The organism is Leptolyngbya sp. CALU 1928 (genome assembly GCF_056784215.1).
In genome coordinates this window covers 1,672,822-1,698,038 of record NZ_JBXBCE010000001.1, presented here as the reverse complement: position 1 = coordinate 1,698,038, position 25,217 = coordinate 1,672,822, and the positions used below count along the sequence as shown (strand labels likewise).

The following is a 25,217-nucleotide window of genomic DNA, read 5'->3' as shown; positions in this document are numbered from 1 at the left end:
TAAAAAGTTAAGCGGTTGTTTTTCAAGGGTCTTTAATGCGTCAAACAGTTCTTAACAGCACTAAATCTTAAAGTGTAATGCCTTCTCAATGGATGAGAGTGCTCCAGATTCCGGGCGGCTGACTCGCTCACCCCCAATACCAAATATCCCACCCTCTTCTTTAACCGCTTGGGCAACCTGAGTGGCAAGTCCCAAAATCCATTGCTTAAATTCTTCCGCCTGCACGATCGGAACTTTAGACACCAGAAGGGAACTCACTTGGTTGAAGTGAGCGATCGCCTGTTTTTGCCCATCAGAGGCACTACTAAAAGCTTGAATGGTTCCTAGAAGCTCAAACTGTTGCTTCAATAACAACTGATCTCCTTGGAGTGGCTCTTGAGCAACGATCTCATTGATAGAAGCAATCACCGACTTGACAAGATCGCTAGAAATATCCGTCCGTTGTAGTTCAACTGCCAAAATTTGAGCGGCTGCCTGCACTTCTTTTAAAAGGGAAACTACATCGGTTTTATCTGCAAGGATAATCGTCAAAATGGCTTGCTTCGGAGTTTGCAACAACATTGCCCACTCGCTGTCTGAAAAATACTGTTGCTTAATCATTACAATGCCTGATGCTGCTTCAACTACAATCCGAAAATATTAACCTATAGAAGAAATATATGAAAGTGATAGGAATAGCACTGCTTTCAGGAGAGATCACAGCAAACTAACCCGGCAACGGCGGCGATCGCTGCGGCTGCTTTTGGTTGCTAACCAGCCTACGTTTCATGACATCCATCAACTTCCTATTAGTTTCATATAACCATTGACTATGATTCACACCGTTATCTTCTATAAAAGATTTACTGTTTATTCATTTTGTTTTGAAGTGAGGTTTCCGATGATTTCTAACCCTGTGCCTAAAATTCTTCTGGCTGCACTACCCTTGTTTTTGGTCGTAAGCTGCGGCGGTCAATCCACTCCACCCGCCGCTACAACCCAAGACCAAAAAGCTCAACTCTGCACCGATTTGGCAAGATTTAATACCTCAGTTGCCACCCTCGCAAGCATGAGTCCTAGCTCTACAGTCGGTGATTTCAAAGCAGCGCGCGACCAAGTTAAAACCTCGTTTGCCACCGTTAAAACCACGGCTGCAAGTGTCAAAGACTCAAAAGTTGAGGATTTAGACAGAGCGCAACAGGACTTGGATAAAGCGATTACAGGCGTTCCGAATACGGCAACACTCAATCAAGCGGTTACGTCAGTAACGCCCCAAGTGAAAGCAGTTCAAGCGGCGGAAGCCACCATGAAAGCGGGCTTGAGTTGCCCTTAGTCAGCACCATAAAATGAGGTTCAGAAACCAAACTGAAAAGCGTTATCGCTAGCAGGTGAATGAACCTCATTGTGATGAGAACTATTGTGGTAAGAACAGTTACAGCCACTTAAAACTCGATAGGAAACCCTTATGATTACCCGTCAAGATCTGAAACAATTACAGTCTTTGACCTCAGTTCCCGCACTATCTATTCTGTTGCCAACTCATCGAACCTTTCCCGATAATAAGCAAGATCCAATTCAGGTTAAAAACTTGGTCGATGAGGCAAAGGTTCGGCTTGGCGAGGAATTTTCTGCCCGTGAATTGGAGCCGTTAATTGATCGGCTTGATGCGCTGGTGAGCGAAATTGACTATCCCCACACGCTGGATGGATTAGCGCTCTATGTGAGTCATGACTTTGCCCAACTCTACTACTTGCCCTTTTCGGTTCCTGCACGCGTGGTGATTGATCAAACTTTTGCCACCCGCGATTTGGTTTATGGAATGCATCGGGCGCAGCGCTACTGGGTCTTTCTGTTAAGTCAAGCATCCACTCGCCTCTTGGCTGGAACGGGAGAGACGCTGGAGGAAATTGAAGATAAGAATTTTCCGATGGAAATGACCGGACCTGGAGGCACAACGGCGCTGCCATTTGACTCGGATTCTAGCTATCTAGACGATCGCCATCGCCGATTTTTTCAGCAGGTCGATAGTGCGTTTACTGAAAACTACTACACCGAGGATGAGGGGCTGCCGCTCATTGTGGGCGGGGTCGTTCGCCAAGTGTCTTTCTTTCAAGAAGTTTCGCAACACGCCGCCGCGATCGCCGGTACCATCAGCAGCAATTTTGATAAAGCAACTCTTGCTGAAATAGCTCCTCAGACATGGGAAATTGTGCAGACTGTGAGACAGTCCCAACAGGCAGATGCACTCCAAGCATTGGATGAGGCAATTAGCGCCCAACTGGTCGTTTCGACGATCGAAGAAGCATGGCAAATGGCGCAGGAAGGACGCGGGAAGCTGCTGTTGGTTGAAAAAAATTATCATGTGCCAGCAGTCTTGAATGAAAGCGGCAAATTTGAGTTGGTGGAAGCAGTGGGTGGCTCAGACGTGATGGATGATGCCGTAGATGAAATTATCGAAGCTGTGTTGGCAATGGGAGGAAAGATTGCGATCGTGGATGATGGTTCATTAGCCGATCATCGACACATTGCCTTAACGCTGCGTTATTAAGCGGACTTGTAAGCCCATGCTCGATCAAACAGCCCCATCCTCGCCTATATCAACGGGACACTTACCGCCAGTTGATCGTGTGACAACATGGATCACTGAGGCACACGATCGCTTCAAGTCGGTGGATGACGGCAAGGTGGCAGACTACATTCCGGCGCTGGCTCAGATGCCCCCTGAGTTATTTGGTGTGTGTGTCGTTGGGGTGGATGGCTCGATTCATGGGGCGGGAGATATCGATTATGAGTTCTCGATCCAGAGTGTCTCTAAGCCCTTTGTATTTGCTTTGATTTGTCAGGTCATTGGCGAAGACGAGGCACGCGCCAAACTGGGGGTGAATAGCACTGGGCTACCGTTTAATTCGGTGATTGCCCTAGAGCGCGTTGATGAGGGAACCAGTAACCCGATGGTGAATGCGGGGGCGATCGCGGCTACCAGTTTGGCACCGGGCAAAACCGCAGCGGATAAATGGCAGTTCATTCAAACTGAACTGTCTCGATTTGCGGGTAGAACCCTCAGCTTAAATGAAGCCGTCTATCAATCTGAAGCCGCGACCAACCAACACAACAAAGGCATTGCCAAGTTACTTCAGGCTTACGATCGCATCTTTTTCGACTCGGTTGAAGCCACCGACATCTACACCAAACAATGTTCGCTCAACGTGACTGCACAGGATCTAGCAGTCATGGCGGCAACGTTGGCAAACGGCGGCGTAAACCCACTGACCCAAGAGCGGATTATTGATCCCATCCACTGCCAGCATGTTTTAGCGGTCATGGTTACCGCCGGACTCTACGAAAATTCTGGTGACTGGCTCTATGAAACGGGGCTTCCCGGCAAAAGTGGAGTCAGTGGCGGTATGGTCACGGTTTCTCCTGGAAAAGGAGGGCTGGGAACCTTTGCGCCCCCGCTAGACGATGCCGGAAACAGCGTTAAAGGTCAGCTTGTGACTCGGTTTTTGTCTGAACAACTGGGGCTAAACCTATTCGCCTCGCAGCCCCTTCATTGATCTCAACCAGTTTTTTGTTTTCAGGTAGTAGATTCATATCAACAATTTCATTCACCCAGCGAGGTACAAACGATGACTGCTGATTTTCAATCGGATATCGATATCAAGAAATCCACGAGTTGGGTCATTGCCCTCAGCATTGCTTTGATTGTTCTGGGCATGATATCCATCATCGTTCCGGCATTTGCCTCAGCATTTTTTACCTCTTTTATGGGCTGGATTGCTCTGGTTAGCGGCATTGTGATGATTGTCCAGTCTTTTATGTCAAAACCAGTTCGAGGATTTTGGCTGAATTTAATTGTGGGGATTTTTTACGCCATTGCCGGGGTTTATATTCTGTTTAACCTGGGAGCCGCAATACTAGCATTGACCTTTGCATTTGGCATTTTGTTTGTCGTTGAAGGGATTTACACCATCATCATGGCGTTTACGAACAAGGCGGGTCACAGCATGTCGTGGTTGGTGGCGCTCAACGGAATCATTACCCTAATCTTGGGCATTATGGTGCTGAATCGGTTTCCCTTCAGTGCAATTTGGCTGATTGGTTTATACGTCGGCATCAGCCTATTGATGAGCGGCATCTCTTTGTTAGTCTCTGCTCTGGCGATTCGGAAGGTAATGGCTGCTTAGGCTCCACCTCTTTTTAAGGGCAGGCTCAGCGAGAAGATTATCAGCTTACTGCCCTAACTTAGCGTGTCTTCACTAGAAAGCTCCTAGGCAAAACCATGAACAAAAAAGAGCGCATCTTTAACGAAACTTACAAAATTGATGAGGCGACCAATCTTCATATGATTGAGGTTGCGATCGATCAGTACAGCGACATCTTCAATGAATGGGACCCGGCTCCCTTTAAACGTCGAGATCTCGATCCCGATCTACAACTTTATTTGGAAACGAGTTCTAACGAAATTCCTGTTAAGTATGATGTCGAGCTTAGTATCGCTCTGCCAGCAGGAACGCGGAATGAAGCCATGGAAGAGGAATCTCGGAATGGCATCAAAAACAGCTTTATCTCCAAACGCTATTTCCTCAGCAAGGACATAAGGAAAACGAACACTCGAATGGTTTGGTTCGTCCTAGTGGGTCTTTTATGTTTATGGGTTGCAAAAGTTCTTTCGGGTCGGGTTTCGGAAGCAGATTTGCCATCTATTTTGCTGGAAGGATTGGCGATCAGCGGATGGGTTTTTCTTTGGGAAGCGGTTTCGCTATTCTTCTTCACGAACCGTGAACTCTATGATCGTTACAAAAACTATAAGCGATTGCAGAATGCGCCCGTGATTTTTCGGGAGGCAGAAAAACTGAGTCACGTAGGAATAAAGTGATCCAAAAATGACAGTCATTTATGACCTTGAGCATGTCACCACTTATCGATATCGTAATCCGGTGAGATTTGGTGAACATCGTGCCATCTTCTTACCCAGTGCAGGCTTTGGTGGGCGGATTTTGGGCTATTCTTTGAAGACTAATATCCCGTCTAAAGTCCACTGGGTGATGGATACGCTCTCTAACAATGTGGCGGTGATTAAACTGAGCGATTCTGCGAAGGAACTGAGTGTTACCTGTCGAGTTCGGGGAGAGCATTTTGGCATTCAGACGATCGCGGACTTTTCTCTAGATGACCGGGCGATCGAAGTTCCCGTGCAATACACGCCGGATGAGTGGATCGATCTAGCGGTGTTTATGCGCCCCCATGCCGAAGATCCCGATGGTCGCCTTGCCGCGTGGACAAAAAGCTTTGTGGCGGGTGACCAAGACAACACGCTTGATGTGCTGCAACGGATGATGGATACCATTTGGAACACCTTATCCTATCAAGCACGAGAGGCTGAGGGCACCCAATCTCCTAGCGAAACCCTGCGGCTACAGTCGGGCACCTGTCGAGATTATGCCTGGTTAATGATTGAAGCGCTACGCCGGCTAGGGTTTGCCTGTCGTTTTGTCAGCGGCTACCTCTACGATGCGGCATTGGATGGCGGAGAGGTTGGCATGACGGGTTCTGGGGCAACCCATGCGTGGCTGCAAGTGTATCTGCCGGGTGCTGGCTGGCGCACCTACGATCCGACTAATCGGATTACCGCAGGTTTTGATCTAATTCGGGTAGCGATCGCCCGTCATCCAGGACAGATTATCCCGCTGTTAGGGTCTTGGTTTGGCGATGCTCAAGACTATCTGGGCATGGATGTCAGCGTCGCAATTCGTAAACTTGGAACCCTGCCAGAGTTTGAGGAATCACACTAACTGTCAGTTTTCTATTCCTATCGATTTCATATTTTCGTGCTTTACCCTAGCAAGAACAACTCGTGTTTCTATCGTCGGAAAGAAGAAATATGATTCTTGAGCGAGTTGACAGCAATCTAAGGCAGTGGCGATGAATAACAACCCAAACGATTACGACCGTAACGTTGAGCATCGGCAAGACCCGATGCCAGATCAAGAAGCCTTCCTTCTCCAGCAGGAAGAACGCCGCTTGAAAGCAGCCAAACGGCAAGCCAAGTTTGGCTGGGTTCGCAATACGATTTTGCTGTTGGTAGGAGCCTTACAAATCTTGTTGGGAATGCGATTTTTTCTGCGGCTGGCTGGCGCGAACACCGACAATCAATTTGCTCAATTTATCTACAACTTATCTGATCCATTTATTGCACCCTTTTCAACCCTGTTTATTAGTCCTGTAAAGGGCGGGGGCAATTTCATTTTTGATATCAATGTATTGATTGCTATGTTTGTTTATAGCTTGCTGGGTTGGTTAGGAATCGCAGTTGTCAATTACCTTCAGGGACAAGCGCCCTACCGTAGATGAGCGGGCGATCGCTCTACAGTAGTCCTACTACAGCAGTTAACCCTACATTGCCTGCGCTCATCAGAGACTAGAACAATTGCACAGTGCGAGAGAATCGGTCAAGCATTGCCAAGGTCATAGGTTTGGCTCTAGCATCTCAAAACAAGTGCGCGTTGTTCACCCGTTTGATTTGAAATCATGCAATCTACCTCCAGTCAGCTTCAAGGATTGAGCGATCGCGAAGTGGCAAGTCGGCGATCTGCTGGAAAAGGCAATGACATTCCAGTTCAAACCAGTCGCACCTACTGGGATATTTTTCGCGACAACTTGTTTACCTTCATTAATGGGGTGTACTTTTTCCTCAGCTTGGTTCTGATTGCTCTGGGTCTGGTCAGCGATGTGCTGGTGCTTGCCTTTGTCATCTTGCTCAATGTTGTGGTGAACGTGATTCAAGAGATCCGCGCTAAGCAAAAACTCGACAAAATTGCCCTGCTGACTCGCCCCAAAGCCAGTGTGATTCGTGAAGGACAAGAACGGGGGATTGATCCGGCTGAGATTGTGCTGGGCGATGTGTTGGTGGTGCGTCCGGGAGATCAAATTGTTGTCGATGGCTCTGTGGTTGGTGAAGGTGAAATCAAAGTGGATGAATCGCTGCTGACGGGCGAATCCGATTTGATTACCAAGCAGGCAGGTGATCCGGTTTTTTCTGGCAGCTTTTGCGTCAGTGGCACCGCTTGCTATGAAGCCGAAAAAGTGGGTGCCGATAGTTTGGCGAGCAAAATGACGGCAGAAGCCCGCAAGTTTCGCCGAGTGCTGACTCCCCTGCAACATCGCATCAATATGATTATTCGCCTGCTGTTGGGCGTGGCGATCGTCTTGGGCTTGATCACTGCCCTCCGAATTGCCTTGGGGGTGACTTCCATTACCGTCGGCATCCAAAATATTGCGGTGATTGTGGGTCTGGTGCCCAGCGGGTTGTATTTGATGATTACCCTTGCCTATACGTTTGGAGCCGTGCGAATTGCTCAACAGAGCGCCTTGGTGCAGCAGGCAAATGCGGTGGAATCCATCAGCAATGTGGATGTGATGTGTCTGGATAAAACGGGGACCCTGACTGCCAATCGGATTGAATTGCAAACGGTTTATCCGATTGATATTGATCGCCCTAAGCTGGAAACCCTTTTGGGTCATTTTGCTGCCAGTGCCTCCGCCAGTAACAAAACCAATGAGGCGATCGCCATTGCACTTCCCAGAGAAAAGCGATCGCTGAAAACTGAAGTGCCCTTTGGCTCAGCCCACAAATGGAGCGCGATCGCTTTTGCTGACGAACCGGGTCTGTATATCCTCGGTGCCCCAGAGATTCTCAGCACGGTCATTTCGCTCTCAACAGATCTGCAAGCCACTATTCGAGAAGGTGCGGATCAGGGATTGCGTGTGCTGTTATTTGCCCATAGTCCTACCGTGGCGACTCAGCAAGATGCGATCGGAAATCCCCTGTTGCCCCCCGATCTCCAAGCCTTGGGTATTCTTTATTTTGGGGATGAATTGCGCCCGGATGCCCGTCAAACCCTGGCAGACTTTCGGCAGGCAGGCATTCAGATCAAAGTAATTTCGGGTGACAATCCGGCGACCGTGGCGGCATTGGCAAAGCAGGCTGGATTGAGCGATGACATTATTGCCGTATCGGGTCAAGAGTTGGCTGCCATGGATGAGGCTCTATTCACTCAAACGGCGGACGAAGGCACGATTTTTGGACGGATTACGCCGGAACAAAAAGCTCATCTTGTCAAGAGCCTTCAGTCGCGCAATCACTACGTCGCTATGATGGGCGATGGCGTAAATGATGTGCTGTCGCTGAAGCAGGCGAATGTGGGCATTGCCATGGAAAGCGGCAGTCAGGCAACTCGCGGGGTTGCCGATATCGTGTTGCTTAAAGATAAGTTTAGTGCGCTGCCCAAAATCTTTTTAGAAGGACAACGAATTCGCAACGGGGTTGCCGATATCAGCAAGCTGTTTATGGTGCGGATTTTTTCGTTCATTCTGGCGATCGTTGCCATTGGCATGATTACCCTATCGTTTCCGTTTGGAATTAAAACAGGCACGATCGTCACGTTTCTCACGGTGGGAATTCCCCCATTCTTTGTCACCTTATGGGCAAAGCCAGATAAACCCAGAGGCATCCAGGGCAACTCGTTTCTGCATTTTTTCATACCTGCAACGCTCACTCTTTCTCTCGCGAGTATTCTGGTTTATCTCTACTTTCTGGCGCAAAATATTACCCCTGTTCTAGAGTGGCTTAGCGGTCAAATTCCATTTGAGGAACTCGGTCGCCGGATCACTTTTGAGGCGATCGCCAGAGCGCAACAAGTGGCAGAAACCGCCATGATCACTATGCAAGTGTTTGGCGGATTATTTCTGCTACCATTCCTGAAGCCGCCTAGCTCTGCTTGGGTTGGAGGTGAGCCATTGAGTCGCGATCGCCGTTATCTGATTCTTGCAGGTCTGGTTTTATTGGTTTACTTAGTGATTCTTTCAGTCCCATTTCTGCGTAACTTTTTTGAACTTTATCCGCTTGAACTAATACACTATTTGGGAATTGGATTAGTTGCTTTAATTTGGGCGCTGGTTGTGCGGTTTATTTGGCGAAATCAACTCCTCGATCGCTTTCTTGGCATCAAAATCAGCCCGTTTTAATGGAGTTCGGAGTTCAGAGTTTTGAGTTGTGTTTGCGTAGTGTTTATAGGAAATATCTTGAGGTCTGACTAAAGGCTGCGGGTTGAGCGTAGTCGAAACCCAACTCCAAAGCCATAGAAACAAGTAATTTCTGGATTGATAATTGCTGATTCAAGTAGTTGTTTTTAGTGTTTCAAATTGCTGCCAACACAAATACAACGCTCGTGGGACGTGAAAGCAACCCTTCCATTTACCACCTTTCAAATTCAGCAGCACTTCTCCCCGTCGATTGAGATAGCCAAACCACTCGCCGTACTCTAGGTCAGCAAAGTGTGACCAAGTGTAGTCATGCAGGGTTTGATACCACGTCCAGCAGGCTTCGTTTTGGGTAAGTCGATATCCCATCGCTAGCGCCACCAGTGCCTCTAAATGCACCCACCAAAGTTTTTGATCCCATTCCAACTGTTGGGGTGGATGCCCTTGAGAATCCATAAAGTAATAGAGTCCGCCGTACTCGTCATCCCAAGCAACGTTGAGAATATTTAAGATGACATCGACGGCTTGCTGAATGGTTGACCTATCATTACGGCGTTGGGCGATATCCATGATGAACCACATCGCCTCAATGCCATGCCCAGGGTTGAGTAACCGTCCCTCAAAGCAATCTACCAGGGAACCATCGGGGGCAACATTTTCCATCATCAAGCCACTCTCTTGATCCAAAAAATCGGTCATCACTTCTTGCACGGTGGCAGCCAAAATCGGTTCCAGTTGATCATTGGGTAGCAGCCACTCCATTTCCAGGGATAGATTGGCTAAAATCATCGGCACTGCCAGCGCTTTCATAGGGCGAGTACCGGGGTAAGCTTTGGTGTATTTGCCTTTGGGATTGTCCTTTCGGCGCAACACGTTGTTATACGCCTGAAGTGCGATTTCTTTTGCCCAGTCTTCGCCTGACGCTAGCGCATATTTGCTGAATGCCATCGCCGCGAAACAATCAGAGAATATGTTGTAGGGCTGGATCAGAGGATTGCCGATGCGATCGAGGGCAAAGTACCAGTTTCCTTCTGTATCTCTGCCGTGTTGAGCCAAAAATTGAGCGCCGTGAGTGGCAATGTTGAGCCAGTCTGCCCGGTTTTCTAGCTGATTATAAAGGGTGGAAAAAATCCACAGTTGGCGATTTTGCAGCCAGATGAATTTGTCGGTGTCGTAAACGTTGCCTGCGAGATCGAGACAGGTGAAGTAGCCACCGTATTCATGATCAATCGAATGATTTTGCCAAAAGGGGATGACATCGTTAAGCAGGGCGTTTTTGTATTGACTCGCGTATTGAGTCGCGATCGCGTGAACATCATGCGCCATATTTTTTGCTGAGTCCGTTTTTGGATAGGAAGCGCGTTCATTATCCCCTTGCCGGTTGATATGAATCACTATTCTGCTAAAGTTTTCGCCTGTTGCGATATATCGCGATATATCGCTATACTAAGTTTAGTTAATTTTGGATGAATAAATAATGAGAAGTTTTCGGAACTATATGGCAATGCCGATCTGGGCAGAAATTGGGTTTGAGCCAGTGGCAGTGAGTCATCGCTTTTGCCACGGCAAATTCCGCGATCGCCCCTTTGGTAGGCATCATGGGCGGCAGCGAGATGAAGATTTTTTGGGCGATCGCCCAGATGATAGCCGCGTTCGCCGGGGGGATATCAAGTTCATTTTGCTGGAGCTGCTATCTGATCATCCAAGCCACGGCTATGACTTGATCAAAGAGATGGAAACCCGCCATGGAGGGGTTCGTCGCCTCAGTCCAGGTTCGGTCTATCCCACGCTGCAAATGCTGGAAGAAGGCGGCTTTTTGACCAGTGAGCCAGACGGTGGCAAGCGCGTTTACACCATCACCGACAGCGGGCGGCAGCTTTTAGCTGAACGCGACCAACAAGATGTCGGTTCCAATCCTGCAAGAGAGGCTGCGGCAGGCAAGTCTCAGGCATTTATGGAATTGCGAAATACGGCGACGGAGTTGGCGGCGGTGGTGGCTCAAGTGGCGCGGAGTGGCGATGTAGAGCGCATGAATCGAGTCCGCGATTTACTAGACCAGGTGAAACGGGATATCTACACTCTCTTGGCTGAACGATAATTTTTACCTCAAAGCGAGTAGCGATTGACTATTCGCTTTGAGCTGTTTAACGACGCAACACTAAGTCGAGTAGGTTTTCGATCAGGCGATCGCGGGATAGAGGACTGGTTTCATTCCCGTAAAAAATTTCTTGCGCCACAACGTAGGAAACTAAGGAGCCGACAAAGATATGGGCGATCGCTTCGGGATCAGTAAACCCTAGCTCCGGATGGCGGCAAAAATAGTCGCTCATCAAGTGTCGCCCCTGTTGAATCACGGTGCGTCCATAGAGCTTTGCAAGTTCTGGAAACCGGGCAGATTCGCCGATGATCAGTTGCAACAGCGCCACATATTCATCATCGGCAATTTGGGTTAAATATGTTTCAGCAAACCGACGCAGCAACGCTTCCGGCTCCCCGCACAGGGTCTCTGCGTGAAATAGTGCCTGAAATCGGCGAATGGTCATCCGCTCCATTAAGGCGGTAAACAGACCTTCTTTATCCTGAAAGTGGCTATAGATCGTTTGCTTAGACACACCCGCCTCGGCTGCAACCCGATCCATGCTGGTTCCGGCATAGCCACACCGCAAAAACACCTGCACGGCTCCCTGCAAAATGGCTTCTTGCTTCGGCGTATAACTAGGAAGATCAGTTGTTGGGAGAACCATTGCAGTAGAAGAAACTAATTTAGACCTATTGCTCATTTATCCGAATTCAGAGGTAAATATCTTCTCTCCGCTTGTATCATACTAGACGGTCTAGTATGATATGGATAACTTCAATTTACTTTTGTTCCCAAGGTGGCGACTATGGCAACGTCAACGTCTTCTGTTCCTGAAGTGCCAGCGGTCGGCGTAAAACGAAAGCCAAATCCCAAGATATTACTGGCGATCGCTGGAGTTGCCGTAGCGAGCTTTTTAGGTTGGAAATTTCTAGTACCGCCTCCGCCATCCAACGTGCTGCAAGTCAGCGGACGGATTGAAGCCGACGAAACAGACATTGGGGCTAAAACGGGCGGAAGAGTCACCGCAATTCTGGTACGAGAGGGCGACCCCGTGAAAGCCGGACAGGTCGTTGCCGAAATTGTGGATGAAGAAGTCAACGCCCAACTTCAGGGCGCGATCGCTCAGGTTGCTTCAGCTAAGCAAGATGCCGCCCAGGCAAAGCTAGAAATAGAGGTTGCAGGGAGCCGCATTCAAGAATCTCAAGCGACAGTGACACAGGCACAAAATGATTCTCGCGGACGGGTCAATCAGTCTGCTTCCACCGTTGCCGCTGCGAAAGCGCAAGTTGCCCAAGCCCAAGCCCAAGTTGCAGAAGCTCAAGCAGGGATTAAGCAGGCAGAATCTCAATTGAAATTGGCGAAGGTGGATCGCGATCGCTACGCCGATTTGGTTTCCCAGGGTGCGATCGACCGCCAGCAGTTTGATCAAGCGCAAACGAACGCAGACACCGCCCAAGCAAATCTTGATACCGCCCGTGCCACTCTCACCGCCCGTGTTGCCGCCGTTCAAGCCGCGAAAGAACAGCTTGCCGCCTCCCAAGGAAGTCTTGCCCAGTCTCAATCTACCGCGCTCAATCCGACTATTCGCAGTAGTCAACTGAGTGCCTACCAGCAGCAGCAGCAGCAAGCCTCTGCCAAGCTAATTGCGGCTGAAGCAAAAGTGAAAAACGCCCAAGCAGCCCAAAGTCAGCTTCAAAAACGACTTGATTCTTTTAAGGTGAGAAGCCCCATTGATGGCGTAGTCCAAAGCCGCCCGTTGGAGCCAGGAGCCGTTGTTGCCACAGGTAAAACCCTGCTAACAGTTCTCAATCCCCAAGCAGTCTACTTGCGTGGGTATGTAACCGAGGGAGATGTGGGCAAAATTTATCCCGGCAAACCCGCACGGGTGTTTCTCGATTCCAACCTGAAGCAACCGCTAAAAGCCAAGGTAAGCGCGATCGATCCCAAAGCCTCCTTCACTCCCGAAAACATCTACTTTCAAAAGGATCGAGTCCGCCAAGTGTTTGGTATCAAGCTAGCCATCGAACAGTCTCAAGGCTACGCTAAACCCGGAATGCCAGCGGATGCTGAAATTGACATCAAGCCCTAGTGTTGTCTGTTGAGATCACTCAAATCTTGCATCTAAACCTATGGCTTATACCCAAAGTTCCACTCAACACTCAAGTCTCAACACTCAAAACTCTGCCGAAATCCCCCTAATTCGCGTTGAGAATTTGCAAAAAAACTATGGTCAACTTGCAGCCGTTCGGAACGTTAGTTTTGAGGTATTTGCTGGGGAAATCTTTGGTTTAATTGGTCCCGATGGAGCCGGGAAAACTACCACTTTTCACATTTTGGGTGGAGTGATGGAAGCCTCTAGCGGCGCGATCGATGTGTTAGGCAAAAAGCCGCGCAACGCTCGTTTAAATATTGGCTATTTGACGCAGCAGTTTTCGCTCTATCTCGACCTCAGCATTGATGAAAACCTGCGATATACCGCTGGGTTACGGCAAGTGGCTGAAGCTGATTTTCAGCAGCGGCGCGCCAAATATCTGGCGTTGATGGGCTTGGAAAATATTGGCGATCGCCTTGCAGGAAGGCTATCCGGTGGCATGAAGCAAAAACTAGCATTGTGCTGTGCCTTGATTCCTCAGCCACAAATTTTGCTGCTGGATGAACCGACCACGGGCGTTGATCCCGTTTCGCGACGCGAGTTTTGGGATGTGCTGGCAGCCTTGGCAAGTGAAGGAATGACAATTGTAGTCGCCACTCCTTACCTAGATGAAGCCGAACGCTGTAATCGGATCGCCTTGATGTATGAAGGCGAGATCCACGAAATTGGCACCCTGACTCAACTGCGAAATAATTTGGGACTCCAACGCTTGGAAGTTCGCACGAAAGATATTGCTGCGGCTGAAACCGCGCTTATGCCGCTGGTCAACTCTTCAACGGGCATTGTCGATGTTCAGACCTTTGGCGATCGCCTGGATGTTATGGTTACCAATCCTCAACAGGCAGAAACTCTAGTCAAGCACACCCTAGCCCAACAGCAAATCCGACTCGATAGCATTCAAACGACCGAGGCCACCCTGGAGAATGTCTTTGTCGCCCGTCTGCGGCAGCAAGGATCAGATCCGCCGTTTATCCCATTGCCGAAGTCAGGTGTCCGGGAACAGGGAGTAGAGAATAGACGTAATTCAACTCAAAACTCAAAAGCGCAAAGCGCCGCTGACGCTAACAAAACTCAAAACTCCTTTGCAGATATCGCGATCGGAGCGAATAATCTTCGCAAAAGCTTTGGCAATTTCCAGGCGGTTAAAGGAGTGAATTTAGATATTCACTATGGTGAAATTTATGGCTTGTTAGGTGCCAATGGAGCCGGAAAAACCACCACGATTAAAATTCTATGCGGCTTGTTGCCACCGACTAGCGGCGATATATCCCTGGCGGGGCAAACTCAAGATTTACGAAGCGGCGACCTGAGACGACGAATCGGCTACATGAGCCAAAAATTCACGCTCTATGACGATTTGACCGTGTTGGAAAACCTGGAATTTTACTGCGGCGTTTATGCGGTGCCCATCCGTTCCCGCAGGCAAAAGATTGATTGGGTGCTGGAAACTTGTGGCTTAGTCGGTCAGGAAAAAATGCTGACAGGACGGCTTCCGGGTGGCTGGAAGCAGCGCGTTGCCTTTGGCGCATCCGTCATGCATGAGCCAGAAATTTTGTTCCTAGATGAGCCGACTTCAGGCGTTGACCCTTTAGCGCGGCGGCAATTTTGGCGATTGATCAATGATTTTGCGCGGCAGGGAACGGCGATTTTGGTCACGACTCACTACTTGGAGGAAGCAGAGCAATGTAATCGCATGGGCTTTATGGTGGCGGGAGAAGTGGTGATGCAAGGATCGCCGAGTGAAATCAAAGCGGCGCAGCCGGGACAATTGATTGAACTGCGGGTTGATCGCAATCAAAAAGCTTCTGATCTGCTCAAAGAACATCTAGACGGATGGCGCGTGGCAATTTTTGGCGATCGCCTCCATGTCGTGCTCGATCATCCCGATATCGACATCCCCACGGTGCAAACTATCCTGGCAAACGCCAACATTCATCTGCGATCGTTTCGTCCCGTACCCTTTTCCCTGGAAGATGCCTTTATCAGTGTGGTACAGCGCACCGAGCAAGGAACCGCCCATGCAGCAAATTGAGTTTTGAGTTTTGAGTTAGCAATTTATGTACAAACTCTTGGTGTGACGCGATCACACCTTCAAGGTAAAAGATTAGATTTGCTTGTCGAGTATTTGTGCTTGTCGAAAATCTAATTTCTTGTGAGCGTTCCATACGCGATCGCTCTGCTATGCAAGCTGGTTGCAATCCTCTAATCTGGTAGCCTTGGCGGTAACAGTGGGTAGAGGAAACAGCGGGTTGAAAGATATTTTCCGGGAATTAGCAGAATACAGGCAAATGCTTGAGCTTCCTTCGGCTGGTAGCGAGAGTGATCGTGCTACGGTTGCCAAGTTAGAAATTGGGGACGAGTCGTTTTTTGGAGTCAACTCTAGTAACAATCCCACCCATAGAAAGATTACACTTACAGTGAACCCAATTAGCCGTACTCATGCTGAGGCAGATGCTTTTCAACAAGCTTTTGATTTAGGATGCAAGGGAGGTCGAGCGCGTTTAATTGTTGATCGAGATCTGTGTCGAGCTTGTGGTCAAAATGGAGGTGTGAAAGGAATGGCTAGACAGCTTGACCTAGAAGAAATAGAGATTATCAGTCCCAGCGGTCGTCAAATTATTTCTCTGAAGTAAGGTTTTTATGTTTATATCAAAATTTTCGATTGAAAATTGGGAAAGCAATCACAACAATGGATTGTTGAAAGAAGCAAAGAATTGGGAAGAAATAGAAGCAGCTATTAGAGGACTGGATGGTCATCGTAAAACATTGGTCACTTTAGAAGCTGAGAATGAAACGCACATGGCTGTTGGAGGCGGCAACAATAGATATTTTGTTTACGTCACATTTGACAATGAAAATTTTCATTATCTAGTTGATCCATCAAAGTCAGATAACGGCGAACCCCTTATAGTTGGGGGGCAAGAAGGGATGTATCCTGCACGATCGTGTGTTGACTTAAGCACTACTCTCAAAGCAGCTAGAGGATTTGCAGAGTTTGGGAAGATTGAGAAATCAGTTGTTTGGGCACAAGATTTAGTTGCTGAACCCAGCATAGCGAAGTAAGCGGCATAAGCGAACAACCCTATTGCAGCGGACGGTATCAAGATCCGGGCGTTGATGTAAAAGTTGCCTGCCGCCGTTGAACTTAACGATAAGCGTTACCAATCATCTTAAACTTCAAAGCTCCGAACTTTCCTACTTCAATGAAGCGAATTGTTTCTCAATGTATTAAAGAACTGGCGCAGTTTCGGCGCGATCGCTTAACTTTAGCGCTGGCATTTGTGTTGCCGTTGATGACCCTGCTGATTTTTGGGTTTGCCATTCGGCTGGAAGCAAAAGATATTCCATTGGTGGTGCAAGACTTTGATCGCAGCAACTTGAGTCAGCGCTATACAGAAAGTCTATTTGCAACCAATCAGTTCATTCCGGTCAATTGGCAGGGCGATGCTGAAAAAGCACTCGATCGCAGCCTCGCTAGGGCAGTGGTGATCATTCCACCTGACTTTAGCCGCCGCATTCAAGCTAACAAAATTAGTGACGTGCAAGTGCTGGTAGACGGCACCGACGCAAACAATGCGCGTGTCGTTAAAAACAGCATCAAAGCCACCACACAATCGTTTTTGCAATCAGAAAATTTAGTGCCTAGCACTGCTTCAGTCACACCTGTAACACGACTTTGGTTTAACCCAGGGCGCAAAGAATCACTCTACATTGTGCCTGGAGTCTATGCAGTGGTGCTATGGATTTTTCCATCCTTACTCGCCGCGATCGCCATGGTGCGCGAAAAGGAAAAAGGCACCATTTTACAAGTCTACGCCTCGGATTTGAGTGCTGAGGAATTAGTCTTGGGGAAATCCCTGGCATATCTAACAGTCGGGTTAGCCATGGCGACTTTAATCATGGGATTAGGAGCAATTATTTTTCAACTCCACTTTGCTGGAGATCCCACCCCATTGTTAGTGGGCACCCCGCTCTACGTCGGCACCAGCGTCATGTTTGGCACCATGTTAGGCGCGCGCACCGACAATCAAAATTCTGCCGTTCAAGGTGTTGCTTTAGTCGGTTTTTTAACGGCTCTCTTGCTGTCGGGTTTCATCTATCCACTCAGCAATATTCCCTTTCCCCTATCGCTGGTTTCTAATGTCATTCCCGCTCGATATTTTATTGAAATTACCCGCGATGCTTATGTGCGTGGAGTGGGGTGGTCAGGCGTATGGTTCAGTTTAGTCATGATTGGGGCGATTGGACTACTGCTGTTTAATGTGGCACGAAAAGCGCTGAGTCGAATGTAGCTTGGAGGATAATAGCAATGCTTCATCAATTTTTTGGCAGTCGATTTTGGGCATTAGTGCGAAAAGAAATTAGCCAAATTCTTCGCAATAAACAGTTGATTATTTTACTGATTATTCCGCCAACGCTTCAGCTTTTAATTTATGGGTTTGCGCTGAATCCAGATGTGCATCATCTCAAGTTGGGCGTAGTGGATTATGCTCAAACGGCGGACAGTCGAGAGTTAGTTTCAGCCCTTACAGAAAATCAAATATTTGATGTTAAAACGATTTCCTTTAATGAAACCGATTTGGCAAAGCAAGTAGAAGCCGGAAAACTGAATGCTGGCATCGTGATTCCGCCTGAATTTAGTCGCTATTTGGCAAGCGAGAAACCAGCGCAGGTGCAAGTGTTTATTGATGGGGTGGATGCCAATACAGCGGGAATTGCCAGCGGCTATATCAGTCAAATTGTGCGGCAGTATGGCTTACAGCAGTTGCAGACTGCAATAAATCCGCCCATCAATACCCAGGTGATTTTTCTCTACAATCAAGGATTGACGAGCAGTTGGTTCTTTGTGCCGGGAGTCATGGGATTGGTGATCACGCTGATTGGCACGATTGTTTCTTCGATTACGGTGGTGCGCGAAAAAGATACCGGGACGCTGGAACAACTGCTGATGACTCCGGCGAAATCGTGGGAGATTTTGCTAGCAAAAGTGGTGCCGCTGTTTGTGCTGTTGATGGGGGATGTGCTGTTGGCGCTATCCATTGGACGCGTGATTTTTGGGGTGCCGTTTCGAGGCGATTTTTTTCTGTTTATGGCGCTGTCAGGGCTGTATGTGTTTGTTGGCATTGGCATCGGAATTATGCTGGCAACAGTTTGTCAGTCGCAGCAGCAGGTGGTGCTGACGACATTTTTCATCAATCTGCCGATGGTGCAACTGTCCGGCGCGATCGCCCCGATTGAAACGATGCCTAAGTTCTTTCAATACCTTTCCGTGGTTAACCCTTTAAGCCACTACATCGCGATCGTTCGCGGCATCTTGCTCAAAGGGGTAGGTCTGGGGGATCTGTGGCTCCATGCTTTAGCGCTGGCTATTTTTGCGATCGCCCTGCTTGCCATTAGCACTAATCGCTTCCGCAGCCAATTGAGCTAGGGACACTTATTCCCAGGTTGCCACCAGTTTCAAAACGGCTGGAATCTCCTGATCGATCGCAAACTCTAGCTGGGTTTCGCGCAGCCCCAAGTAGCCCGATTCGGCAAAGGACAACAACAACCGTTGCAGTGCCAGCCATACCTCTGGATCATACTCCCAATCGCCGTTTCGTTTCGTGTGAGCCGCGATCGCCTTCAGCGCCCAAAAATAGCTGTTTCTCACCACGGAACCACCCTTCTTAAACTGCGGCAAGTCCTCGTGGTGAATAAACAAAATTTGCTGTTGAATCCTGGCTCTCATGAACTGAATAAACGGGTCGCTATGAACCAATTTATCGTAGCTTGTTAATAGTAAGCTTGCGATCGCCCCCCACGAATAGTTCCCCACAGTCTGCTAGCCCGCCGCCGCCATCAGCTTTGCCTCCTCTTCCTTTCCGAGTACGCGCCCCTCATCCTCAAAGCCAGAGATTTCATTAAAGTTGAGATAGCGATACAGATCCGCCGCGAATGGATCGATCTTCTTCGTCACAATCTCCAGGTACTCTTCCACCGTGGGAATCTTGCCTAGCAGCGCACACACCGCCGCCAGTTCTGCGGAACCGAGATACACCTGAGCGCCCTTACCCATGCGGTTGTTAAAGTTGCGCGTTGACGTGGAAAACACCGTCGTATTGTCAGCAACTCGTGCCTGATTGCCCATACAAAGCGAACATCCCGGCATTTCAGTCCGCGCCCCGGAAGCCGCGAAAATACCGTAATAGCCTTCCTCTCGCAATTGCTGCTCATCCATGCGAGTCGGGGGGCAAATCCACAGGCGCACCTTCACGGTTCCTGCTCCTTCCAGCACCTTGGCAGCGGCGCGATAGTGTCCAATATTGGTCATGCAAGACCCAATGAATACTTCATGGATCGGATCACCCGCGCACTCGGTCATCAGTTTGATGTTGTCCGGGTCATTGGGAGCCGCGACGATCGGCTCCTTGATTTGATCCAGATCCACCTCAATGATTTCGGCATATTCTGTATCGGGATCAGCCTCCATCAAGCTGGGATTCGCCAGCCATTGTTCCATCTGAGCAACCCGCCGCAGAATGGTTCTAGCATCGCCGTATCCTCGCGCCACCATGTTTTTGAGTAGCGCCACGTTCGATCGCAAATACTCTGCCACCGTTTCCACACTCAGCTTGATGGTAGACCCTGCACACGATCGCTCTGCCGTCGCATCCGTCAGTTCAAACGCCTGCTCCAACTTCAGATCGGGCAGCCCTTCCATTTCCATAATTCGCCCAGAGAACACATTCTGCTTGTTCTCCTTCGAGTTCGTTAGCAATCCTCGTTGCATCGCCGCATAGGGAATCGCGTTCACCACATCCCGCAATGTCACACCTGGTTGCAGAGTGCCCTTAAACCTGACCAGCACCGATTCCGGCATATCCAGCGGCATTACCCCCAACGCCGCCGCAAACGCTACCAATCCAGAACCCGCTGGGAAGGAAATTCCCAAGGGAAAGCGGGTATGAGAGTCGCCGCCTGTGCCCACCGTATCCGGCAGCAACATCCGGTTCAACCAAGAGTGAATGATGCCATCGCCCGGTCGCAGGGCAACGCCGCCGCGCTCATGCATAAAGTCGGGCAAATCATGATGAGTTTTGATGTCTACAGGCTTGGGATAGGCAGCCGTGTGACAGAAGCTTTGCATCACCAAATCCGCGCCAAAACCCAGACACGCCAGTTCTTTTAGCTCGTCACGGGTCATCGGCCCAGTCGTGTCTTGAGAACCCACAGTGGTCATTAGCGGTTCACAATAGGTGCCGGGACGCACACCCAAAAGACCACAGGCTTTACCGACCATTTTTTGCGCCAAGGTAAAGCCTTTACCCGTATCGGTAGGCACGGTGGGACGGGCAAACACCGGACTGGGCGACAAGCCTAATACAGCACGGGTTTTATCCGTCAGGGTGCGCCCAATCAACAAGGGAATCCGTCCGCCAGCGCGCACTTCATCCAAAATCGTGTCGGGCTTGAGGGTGAACGTGGAGAGAACCTCGCCGGACTCGCTAGTGATTTTGCCTTCGTAGGGATAGATCGTGATCACGTCGCCTGTTTCTAATTGGGTGACATCGCACTCGATCGGCAGGGCACCGGAATCTTCGGCTGTGTTGAAGAAAATGGGCGCGATCTTGCTGCCAAGAATATAGCCGCCGGTACGCTTGTTGGGGACGCAGGGAATGTCGTTGCCGATGTACCACAGCACAGAGTTGATCGCAGATTTGCGAGAAGAACCCGTACCGACCACATCGCCCACATAGGCAACGGGATGTCCTTTTTTCTTCAGTTCTGCAATGGTTTCCAGGGAACCGGGCTGCCGTGTTTCCAGCATCACCAAAGCGTGGAGGGGAATATCGGGGCGGCTGGTGGCGTGGGGCGCGGGGGAAAGATCGTCGGTGTTGGTTTCTCCGGGAACCTTAAAGACGGTGACAGTGATTGCTTCAGGCAGTTTGGGGCGACTGGTGAACCAGTCAGCATTTGCCCAAGAGTTCATCACTTGCTTAGCATTAGCGTTGCTGCTAGCCAGTTCTTGGATGTCATAGAAGGCATCGTAGACGAGCATGGTTTTGCTGAGGGCGGCAACGGCGGTCGCTGCAAGCTCTGTATCCGGTGACTTGAGTAAATCAATCAGGGCGTGGACGTTGTAGCCCCCCATCATGGTGCCCAAGAGCTCCACGGCGGCTTTGGGGGAAACCAACGGACTGGTGATCTCACCTTTGGCGATCGCGGTCAAAAAACCAGCTTTCACATAAGCCGCTTGATCCACACCGGGCGGCACGCGATCGCGCAGCAGTTCCACTAAAAAGGCTTCTTCACCCACGGGCGGATTTTTCAATAATTCACCCAGTTCAGACATTTGTTGAGCGCTCAATGGCAAGGGTGGAATACCCAGAGCAGCGCGATCAGCGACATGATTACGATAGGATTCAAGCATAAAAATTCTCTGAGAGAGTGACCGCGAATAGGGATGTATGAAAACGACATTCGCACAAGACTGCATCAATTGTTAAGCGTACCGCTGGGCGATCGCCCGTGCAGTGGGCATTGATACGAATAGAGCATATCCCCATTCTAAGAAAAGTTTGTGCTGTTCCAATTGAAAAACCTATGCGATTGTGATAACCGTTCTTATCTATCGATTCCTATTGCGGAAGGAATACCTTAAATGTCGCAGATTGACGGTTTCAGTAGTAAGTGAGCCAACTGGCGATCGCCCTTGTAGCGATCTCGCTTTCGATAATCAAACCGATCAGAGATCGTTAAAACGATCGCTTTATCTTTCCAACAATTTCACTTATGGCCCAACACCAACAGAACCAAATTGACGAAAATGGCGATCAAACGAGAATGCTTGGGCGAGTTTAAGTTTTTCGATCACAACTTTAACTGACGCAGTCTGTGAAACTCCAGTTTTTATCGGCAAACTGGTGAAACGTTTGCCATGTTTGCCAGACATCTTCGGTGTTGCTGAATCTGGGGATGATTTGAAAATGTTGCCCCTTACTGTAGGGGCGCTTCGCAAAACGTCCCTACGAAATTCATCTCTTAAATCAGCAACGCCACATCTTCTTCAGTCAAATAGTAAATGGTTGCAAGCCCGTTAGAAAAGAACGCTTCTCCTAAAGAAATTGCCCTTTGCGCTTCCCGGCGAGTTCTCACAAGGGTCAGTGTTTCATCAATCACATAGTCTGTTGTCAAAAGAATTTGTGTATTTCGAGAAACCCACAACGATGCTGCATGATGGTCAGCGTCTGAAGGAACGACAGCAGCAAACCACGCACTGGTATCTACAAAAATCATTCTGCGTTCTGCTGAGGATAAAGAATGCTATCGTGATCAGCTCCAGAAAACTCATTACCGTTTCCTTCTAGCGGTAAAGCCGCGATCGCACTGAGAATTTTTGCAGGTGTCGCGTTTTCAGGCTTAGATTCGTGAGTCATCACAACGACTTCAACCTGTGTTCCTTCTGCTAGCGAAATAGGCTGTGCTAATCGAAGGATGCCATGCTCATAAACCGCCTGAACAGTGATTGTCATTACCGCCCCTAGTCGTCATGCTCTTAGGATACAAGAATAGCTAGTAGTTAGCATTTTCCACAGTCATCAATTGCTTAACGCCAGTGGAAGTATCGAGGCACGATCTCATTTTCATCGTTGAAATTGGGCGATCGCACTTCTCGCGATACAAATTGAACGAACCCTCCAACTGCGATGGCATTAGTTATTCACTTGCGCCCGCTTGTAGCACCTGTGCTGGATTCAAATCCAAGGTTGGAAATATAGAAGAAAAGAGGCGATCTCGCGGCTCAGTGAAGTTCCGAAGTTTGAGGTGATGTTGAACCAACCATGGATTTGTCGAGAACCAGTGTTAGTTAGGGCGATCGTGTTTGCTTAATATAGTCTCAGCATTCCTGCTCAAGTTTCATCGTGTTCAAGTGTATTAGCTGGACTATGAAGCGAGAAGTCTAGACCTCTCGCTTCACATATAGTGAAGGAGTATGCCGCGTAAAACTAAATCGGTTAAAGTGTTGCAAAGGCTTTTTTAACTTTTACTTAATCTTTGCTAAAACCTGTGTCTGGGTCTTCTTCACCTCCAACAATTTCTATGCCCTGGTCTCGTATTGTGAGTGGAGCGATCGCAATTGTGATTGCGCTTGGAATGGTTTTGCTGGGAGGTTGGTACTTCACCCTGGGGTTTGGCATCATCATCTACTTGGGGCAGCTTGAATATTTTCAGCTTGCTCGCGCGAAAGGGTTTGCTCCGGCGGCGAAAACAACGCTGGTAGTCAGTCAAGCGCTGCTGGTTATTTCTAATCTTTCGTCAGCCTACGCCGATGCTGTATTTCCAGTAGCAGGCACCTTTATTTGTTTCTATCTGCTATTTCAGCCCAAGTTTGCCACGATCGCCGATATTTCCGCTTCGATCATGGGCTTGTTTTATGGCGGCTATTTGCCCAGCTATTGGGTACGATTGCGATCGCTTGGACAAATTGAGGCAAGCAATCTGCCCCTCGATGGCTTTTGGATCAACGATTGGACAAACCTACATGCCCTGCCTCAAGGGTTAACCTGCACCTTACTTGCCTTCATCTGCATCTGGGCAGCCGACATTGGCGCTTACATTTTTGGCAAAGCCTTTGGACGCACTCGTTTATCCGACATTAGCCCCAAAAAAACGGTGGAGGGCGCAGTCTTTGGCGTGGCTGGCAGTGTGGCAGTTGCGATCGTGGGTTCCTGGTATCTGGGCTGGTCAGGCTGGCCCATCACCGGAGCCGCCCTTGGCTTGTTAATCGGCATCGCTAGCTTATTGGGCGACCTAACCGAATCCATGATGAAACGAGATGCTGGAGTTAAAGACTCAGGACAACTGATTCCAGGACACGGCGGCATTCTCGATCGCGCCGATAGTTATGTTTTCACCGCGCCCCTCGTCTTCTACTTCGTCACCCTCCTCCTGCCCCTGCTCCCCTGATTCCCGACCGTTTCTCCTATGTCCCTGATTACTGTTTTACCCGAAGGACTCTACTGCGAACAGGGCGATTTTTTCATTGATCCCTGGAAACCGGTAGACACGGCGCTGATTACCCATGCCCATTCTGATCATGCTCGTTCGGGTTCCGGTCAATATTTTGCTACCAAAATTTCCGAGGGCATTTTGAAGAAGCGGTTAGGGGGGCAAACCCATCTGCAAGGGGTGGAGTATGGCGATCGCGTCAAGCTCGGCAACGTCTGGGTTTCGTTCCATGCTGCCGGACATGTTCTCGGCTCGGCTCAAATTCGGGTAGAGTGTGGCGATGAAGTCTGGGTCATATCGGGCGACTACAAACGCTGCGCTGATCCGACCTGTGCGGGGTTTGTAGTGGTTCCCTGCGATACCTTCATCACCGAAGCCACCTTTGGATTACCGATTTATCGCTGGAATACGGGGGAAGAAACCTGTCGTCAAGTCTATGAGTGGTGGAAGGGCGATCGAGATCGCCCGACCCTCTTGTTTTGCTACTCCTTTGGCAAAGCTCAGCGAGTTTTGGCAGAACTGCGAAAATTCACCGATCAGCCCGTCTATGTGCATGGAGCCGTTCATGTGCTAACTGAAATCTATCGACAGGTGGGCGTGGAAATGGTGCCCACGATTCCGGTATCAGAAATGCCGCGTGACTACAAATTTAAGGGCGATCTTGTTCTAGCGCCGCCCTCTGGTTATCGCTCTACCTGGATGAAGCGTTTTCAGCAGCCTCAAACCGCATTTGCCTCTGGCTGGATGGCGGTGCGGGGTGCCCGTCGTCGTCGGGGCTATGAACGCGGCTTTGTCTTGTCTGATCACGCAGACTGGAATGGGTTGGTGAATACGGTGCTGCAAACGGGCGCAAAAACCGTCTACGTCACCCACGGTCAAAGTGATGTCTTGTCTCGCTACCTGTCAGAAGTCCATCACTTGAATGCCCTCCCGTTAAAAACCCTGTTTGAAGGCGAGGCAGATATTTAAGCAAACGCC

At 49.3% G+C, this 25,217-nt stretch carries 24 protein-coding genes; 17 read left to right on the top strand and 7 right to left on the bottom strand.

Features of this window, described 5'->3' with window-relative positions; translation table 11 throughout:
• Window positions 1-60 precede the first annotated feature (60 nt).
• A complete protein-coding gene (locus AC1S5B_RS07905) occupies window positions 61-600 on the bottom strand; it encodes a hypothetical protein (RefSeq protein ID WP_482035129.1) in 540 nt (179 codons plus the stop codon).
• A gap of 280 nt (window positions 601-880) precedes the next feature.
• Here AC1S5B_RS07905 and AC1S5B_RS07900 point away from each other — a divergent pair, with 280 nt between their 5' ends.
• The 8 genes from AC1S5B_RS07900 to AC1S5B_RS07865 all read left to right on the top strand — a co-directional run bounded on the left by AC1S5B_RS07900 (window position 881) and on the right by AC1S5B_RS07865 (window position 9,003).
• Window positions 881-1,312, top strand: coding sequence for a hypothetical protein (locus tag AC1S5B_RS07900; RefSeq protein WP_482035128.1), 432 nt, complete (start codon window positions 881-883; stop codon window positions 1,310-1,312).
• Window positions 1,313-1,444: 132 nt separating this feature from the next.
• On the top strand, window positions 1,445-2,527 hold the full coding sequence (locus tag AC1S5B_RS07895) for an AOC03_06830 family ribosome hibernation factor (RefSeq protein ID WP_482035127.1): 1,083 nt from the start codon (window positions 1,445-1,447) through the stop codon (window positions 2,525-2,527).
• Window positions 2,528-2,543: 16 nt separating this feature from the next.
• Window positions 2,544-3,533: a glutaminase A gene (gene glsA / locus AC1S5B_RS07890; protein ID WP_482035126.1), complete on the top strand. Its 990-nt coding sequence runs from the start codon at window positions 2,544-2,546 to the stop codon at window positions 3,531-3,533.
• Window positions 3,534-3,605: 72 nt separating this feature from the next.
• Window positions 3,606-4,163, top strand: coding sequence for an HdeD family acid-resistance protein (locus tag AC1S5B_RS07885; protein WP_482035125.1), 558 nt, complete (start codon window positions 3,606-3,608; stop codon window positions 4,161-4,163).
• 95 nt (window positions 4,164-4,258) lie between these two features.
• A complete protein-coding gene (locus tag AC1S5B_RS07880; protein WP_482035124.1) occupies window positions 4,259-4,855 on the top strand; it encodes a hypothetical protein in 597 nt (198 codons plus the stop codon).
• Window positions 4,856-4,862: 7 nt separating this feature from the next.
• A complete protein-coding gene (locus AC1S5B_RS07875) occupies window positions 4,863-5,771 on the top strand; it encodes a transglutaminase family protein (RefSeq protein ID WP_482035123.1) in 909 nt (302 codons plus the stop codon).
• 130 nt (window positions 5,772-5,901) lie between these two features.
• Window positions 5,902-6,330 carry a YggT family protein gene (locus tag AC1S5B_RS07870; protein ID WP_482035122.1) on the top strand — a complete coding sequence of 143 codons (429 nt, stop codon included), beginning with the start codon at window positions 5,902-5,904 and terminating at the stop codon, window positions 6,328-6,330.
• Window positions 6,331-6,507: 177 nt separating this feature from the next.
• Complete coding sequence (locus AC1S5B_RS07865; RefSeq protein ID WP_482035121.1) at window positions 6,508-9,003, top strand: HAD-IC family P-type ATPase; 2,496 nt, start codon at window positions 6,508-6,510, stop codon at window positions 9,001-9,003.
• A gap of 150 nt (window positions 9,004-9,153) precedes the next feature.
• On the opposite strand, the gene AC1S5B_RS07860 is transcribed toward AC1S5B_RS07865, so the two are convergent.
• On the bottom strand, window positions 9,154-10,344 hold the full coding sequence (locus AC1S5B_RS07860) for a n-acyl-d-glucosamine 2-epimerase (RefSeq protein ID WP_482035120.1): 1,191 nt from the start codon (window positions 10,342-10,344) through the stop codon (window positions 9,154-9,156).
• Between the two features lie 151 nt (window positions 10,345-10,495).
• Here AC1S5B_RS07860 and AC1S5B_RS07855 point away from each other — a divergent pair, with 151 nt between their 5' ends.
• Complete coding sequence (locus AC1S5B_RS07855) at window positions 10,496-11,116, top strand: PadR family transcriptional regulator (RefSeq protein WP_482035119.1); 621 nt, start codon at window positions 10,496-10,498, stop codon at window positions 11,114-11,116.
• Window positions 11,117-11,162: 46 nt separating this feature from the next.
• Here AC1S5B_RS07855 and AC1S5B_RS07850 read toward each other — a convergent pair whose 3' ends face one another.
• Window positions 11,163-11,762, bottom strand: coding sequence for a TetR/AcrR family transcriptional regulator (locus AC1S5B_RS07850; RefSeq protein WP_482035118.1), 600 nt, complete (start codon window positions 11,760-11,762; stop codon window positions 11,163-11,165).
• A 141-nt stretch (window positions 11,763-11,903) separates the two neighbouring features.
• On the opposite strand from AC1S5B_RS07850, the gene AC1S5B_RS07845 reads away from it, so the two are divergent.
• The 6 genes from AC1S5B_RS07845 (at window position 11,904) to AC1S5B_RS07820 (ending at window position 18,678) form a co-directional block, all read left to right on the top strand.
• Window positions 11,904-13,187 (top strand): HlyD family secretion protein, encoded by a 1,284-nt coding sequence (locus AC1S5B_RS07845; protein ID WP_482035117.1) that lies wholly within the window; start codon window positions 11,904-11,906, stop codon window positions 13,185-13,187.
• Between the two features lie 40 nt (window positions 13,188-13,227).
• On the top strand, window positions 13,228-15,282 hold the full coding sequence (locus AC1S5B_RS07840; protein WP_482035116.1) for an ATP-binding cassette domain-containing protein: 2,055 nt from the start codon (window positions 13,228-13,230) through the stop codon (window positions 15,280-15,282).
• A gap of 196 nt (window positions 15,283-15,478) precedes the next feature.
• Window positions 15,479-15,883, top strand: a complete 405-nt coding sequence (locus AC1S5B_RS07835; RefSeq protein WP_482036607.1) for a deaminase — start codon at window positions 15,479-15,481, stop codon at window positions 15,881-15,883.
• A 7-nt stretch (window positions 15,884-15,890) separates the two neighbouring features.
• Complete coding sequence (locus tag AC1S5B_RS07830) at window positions 15,891-16,313, top strand: Imm1 family immunity protein (RefSeq protein WP_482035115.1); 423 nt, start codon at window positions 15,891-15,893, stop codon at window positions 16,311-16,313.
• 140 nt (window positions 16,314-16,453) lie between these two features.
• Window positions 16,454-17,542, top strand: a complete 1,089-nt coding sequence (locus AC1S5B_RS07825) for an ABC transporter permease (protein ID WP_482035114.1) — start codon at window positions 16,454-16,456, stop codon at window positions 17,540-17,542.
• A 17-nt stretch (window positions 17,543-17,559) separates the two neighbouring features.
• Complete coding sequence (locus AC1S5B_RS07820; protein ID WP_482035113.1) at window positions 17,560-18,678, top strand: ABC transporter permease; 1,119 nt, start codon at window positions 17,560-17,562, stop codon at window positions 18,676-18,678.
• 6 nt (window positions 18,679-18,684) lie between these two features.
• Here AC1S5B_RS07820 and AC1S5B_RS07815 read toward each other — a convergent pair whose 3' ends face one another.
• The 4 genes from AC1S5B_RS07815 to AC1S5B_RS07800 form a co-directional block, all read right to left on the bottom strand.
• Window positions 18,685-19,065, bottom strand: a complete 381-nt coding sequence (locus tag AC1S5B_RS07815; protein ID WP_482035112.1) for a hypothetical protein — start codon at window positions 19,063-19,065, stop codon at window positions 18,685-18,687.
• 6 nt (window positions 19,066-19,071) lie between these two features.
• Complete coding sequence (acnB, locus tag AC1S5B_RS07810; protein WP_482035111.1) at window positions 19,072-21,660, bottom strand: bifunctional aconitate hydratase 2/2-methylisocitrate dehydratase; 2,589 nt, start codon at window positions 21,658-21,660, stop codon at window positions 19,072-19,074.
• Window positions 21,661-22,271: 611 nt separating this feature from the next.
• Window positions 22,272-22,526, bottom strand: a complete 255-nt coding sequence (locus tag AC1S5B_RS07805) for a type II toxin-antitoxin system VapC family toxin (RefSeq protein WP_482035110.1) — start codon at window positions 22,524-22,526, stop codon at window positions 22,272-22,274.
• The gene (locus tag AC1S5B_RS07800; RefSeq protein WP_482035109.1) at window positions 22,523-22,762 is read right to left on the bottom strand and encodes an antitoxin family protein; all 240 of its coding nucleotides are present in this window, start codon (window positions 22,760-22,762) and stop codon (window positions 22,523-22,525) included. Before AC1S5B_RS07800 ends, AC1S5B_RS07805 begins: the two co-directional genes overlap by 4 nt.
• A gap of 568 nt (window positions 22,763-23,330) precedes the next feature.
• On the opposite strand from AC1S5B_RS07800, the gene AC1S5B_RS07795 reads away from it, so the two are divergent.
• Together AC1S5B_RS07795 and AC1S5B_RS07790 are read left to right on the top strand one after the other, a co-directional pair.
• Window positions 23,331-24,197: a phosphatidate cytidylyltransferase gene (locus AC1S5B_RS07795; RefSeq protein ID WP_482035108.1), complete on the top strand. Its 867-nt coding sequence runs from the start codon at window positions 23,331-23,333 to the stop codon at window positions 24,195-24,197.
• Between the two features lie 18 nt (window positions 24,198-24,215).
• Entirely contained in the window at window positions 24,216-25,208 is a 993-nt protein-coding gene (locus AC1S5B_RS07790; protein ID WP_482035107.1) for a ligase-associated DNA damage response exonuclease, read from the top strand.
• Window positions 25,209-25,217: the final 9 nt, after the last annotated feature.

Bases quoted from the DNA above. Each gene is read 5' to 3' on its own strand.
- AC1S5B_RS07850 (WP_482035118.1), bottom strand. From the start codon at position 11,762: ATGGTTCTCCCAACAACTGATCTTCCTAGTTATACGCCGAAGCAAGAA.
- acnB (WP_482035111.1), bottom strand. From the start codon at position 21,660: ATGCTTGAATCCTATCGTAATCATGTCGCTGATCGCGCTGCTCTGGGT.
- AC1S5B_RS07790 (WP_482035107.1), top strand. From the start codon at position 24,216: ATGTCCCTGATTACTGTTTTACCCGAAGGACTCTACTGCGAACAGGGC.
- glsA (WP_482035126.1), top strand. From the start codon at position 2,544: ATGCTCGATCAAACAGCCCCATCCTCGCCTATATCAACGGGACACTTA.
- AC1S5B_RS07880 (WP_482035124.1), top strand. From the start codon at position 4,259: ATGAACAAAAAAGAGCGCATCTTTAACGAAACTTACAAAATTGATGAG.
- AC1S5B_RS07800 (WP_482035109.1), bottom strand. From the start codon at position 22,762: ATGACAATCACTGTTCAGGCGGTTTATGAGCATGGCATCCTTCGATTA.
- AC1S5B_RS07830 (WP_482035115.1), top strand. From the start codon at position 15,891: ATGTTTATATCAAAATTTTCGATTGAAAATTGGGAAAGCAATCACAAC.
- AC1S5B_RS07825 (WP_482035114.1), top strand. From the start codon at position 16,454: ATGAAGCGAATTGTTTCTCAATGTATTAAAGAACTGGCGCAGTTTCGG.
- AC1S5B_RS07840 (WP_482035116.1), top strand. From the start codon at position 13,228: ATGGCTTATACCCAAAGTTCCACTCAACACTCAAGTCTCAACACTCAA.
- AC1S5B_RS07865 (WP_482035121.1), top strand. From the start codon at position 6,508: ATGCAATCTACCTCCAGTCAGCTTCAAGGATTGAGCGATCGCGAAGTG.
- AC1S5B_RS07905 (WP_482035129.1), bottom strand. From the start codon at position 600: ATGATTAAGCAACAGTATTTTTCAGACAGCGAGTGGGCAATGTTGTTG.
- AC1S5B_RS07805 (WP_482035110.1), bottom strand. From the start codon at position 22,526: ATGATTTTTGTAGATACCAGTGCGTGGTTTGCTGCTGTCGTTCCTTCA.
- AC1S5B_RS07845 (WP_482035117.1), top strand. From the start codon at position 11,904: ATGGCAACGTCAACGTCTTCTGTTCCTGAAGTGCCAGCGGTCGGCGTA.
- AC1S5B_RS07900 (WP_482035128.1), top strand. From the start codon at position 881: ATGATTTCTAACCCTGTGCCTAAAATTCTTCTGGCTGCACTACCCTTG.
- AC1S5B_RS07870 (WP_482035122.1), top strand. From the start codon at position 5,902: ATGAATAACAACCCAAACGATTACGACCGTAACGTTGAGCATCGGCAA.
- AC1S5B_RS07895 (WP_482035127.1), top strand. From the start codon at position 1,445: ATGATTACCCGTCAAGATCTGAAACAATTACAGTCTTTGACCTCAGTT.
- AC1S5B_RS07820 (WP_482035113.1), top strand. From the start codon at position 17,560: ATGCTTCATCAATTTTTTGGCAGTCGATTTTGGGCATTAGTGCGAAAA.
- AC1S5B_RS07795 (WP_482035108.1), top strand. From the start codon at position 23,331: ATGCCCTGGTCTCGTATTGTGAGTGGAGCGATCGCAATTGTGATTGCG.
- AC1S5B_RS07860 (WP_482035120.1), bottom strand. From the start codon at position 10,344: ATGGCGCATGATGTTCACGCGATCGCGACTCAATACGCGAGTCAATAC.
- AC1S5B_RS07855 (WP_482035119.1), top strand. From the start codon at position 10,496: ATGAGAAGTTTTCGGAACTATATGGCAATGCCGATCTGGGCAGAAATT.
- AC1S5B_RS07875 (WP_482035123.1), top strand. From the start codon at position 4,863: ATGACAGTCATTTATGACCTTGAGCATGTCACCACTTATCGATATCGT.
- AC1S5B_RS07885 (WP_482035125.1), top strand. From the start codon at position 3,606: ATGACTGCTGATTTTCAATCGGATATCGATATCAAGAAATCCACGAGT.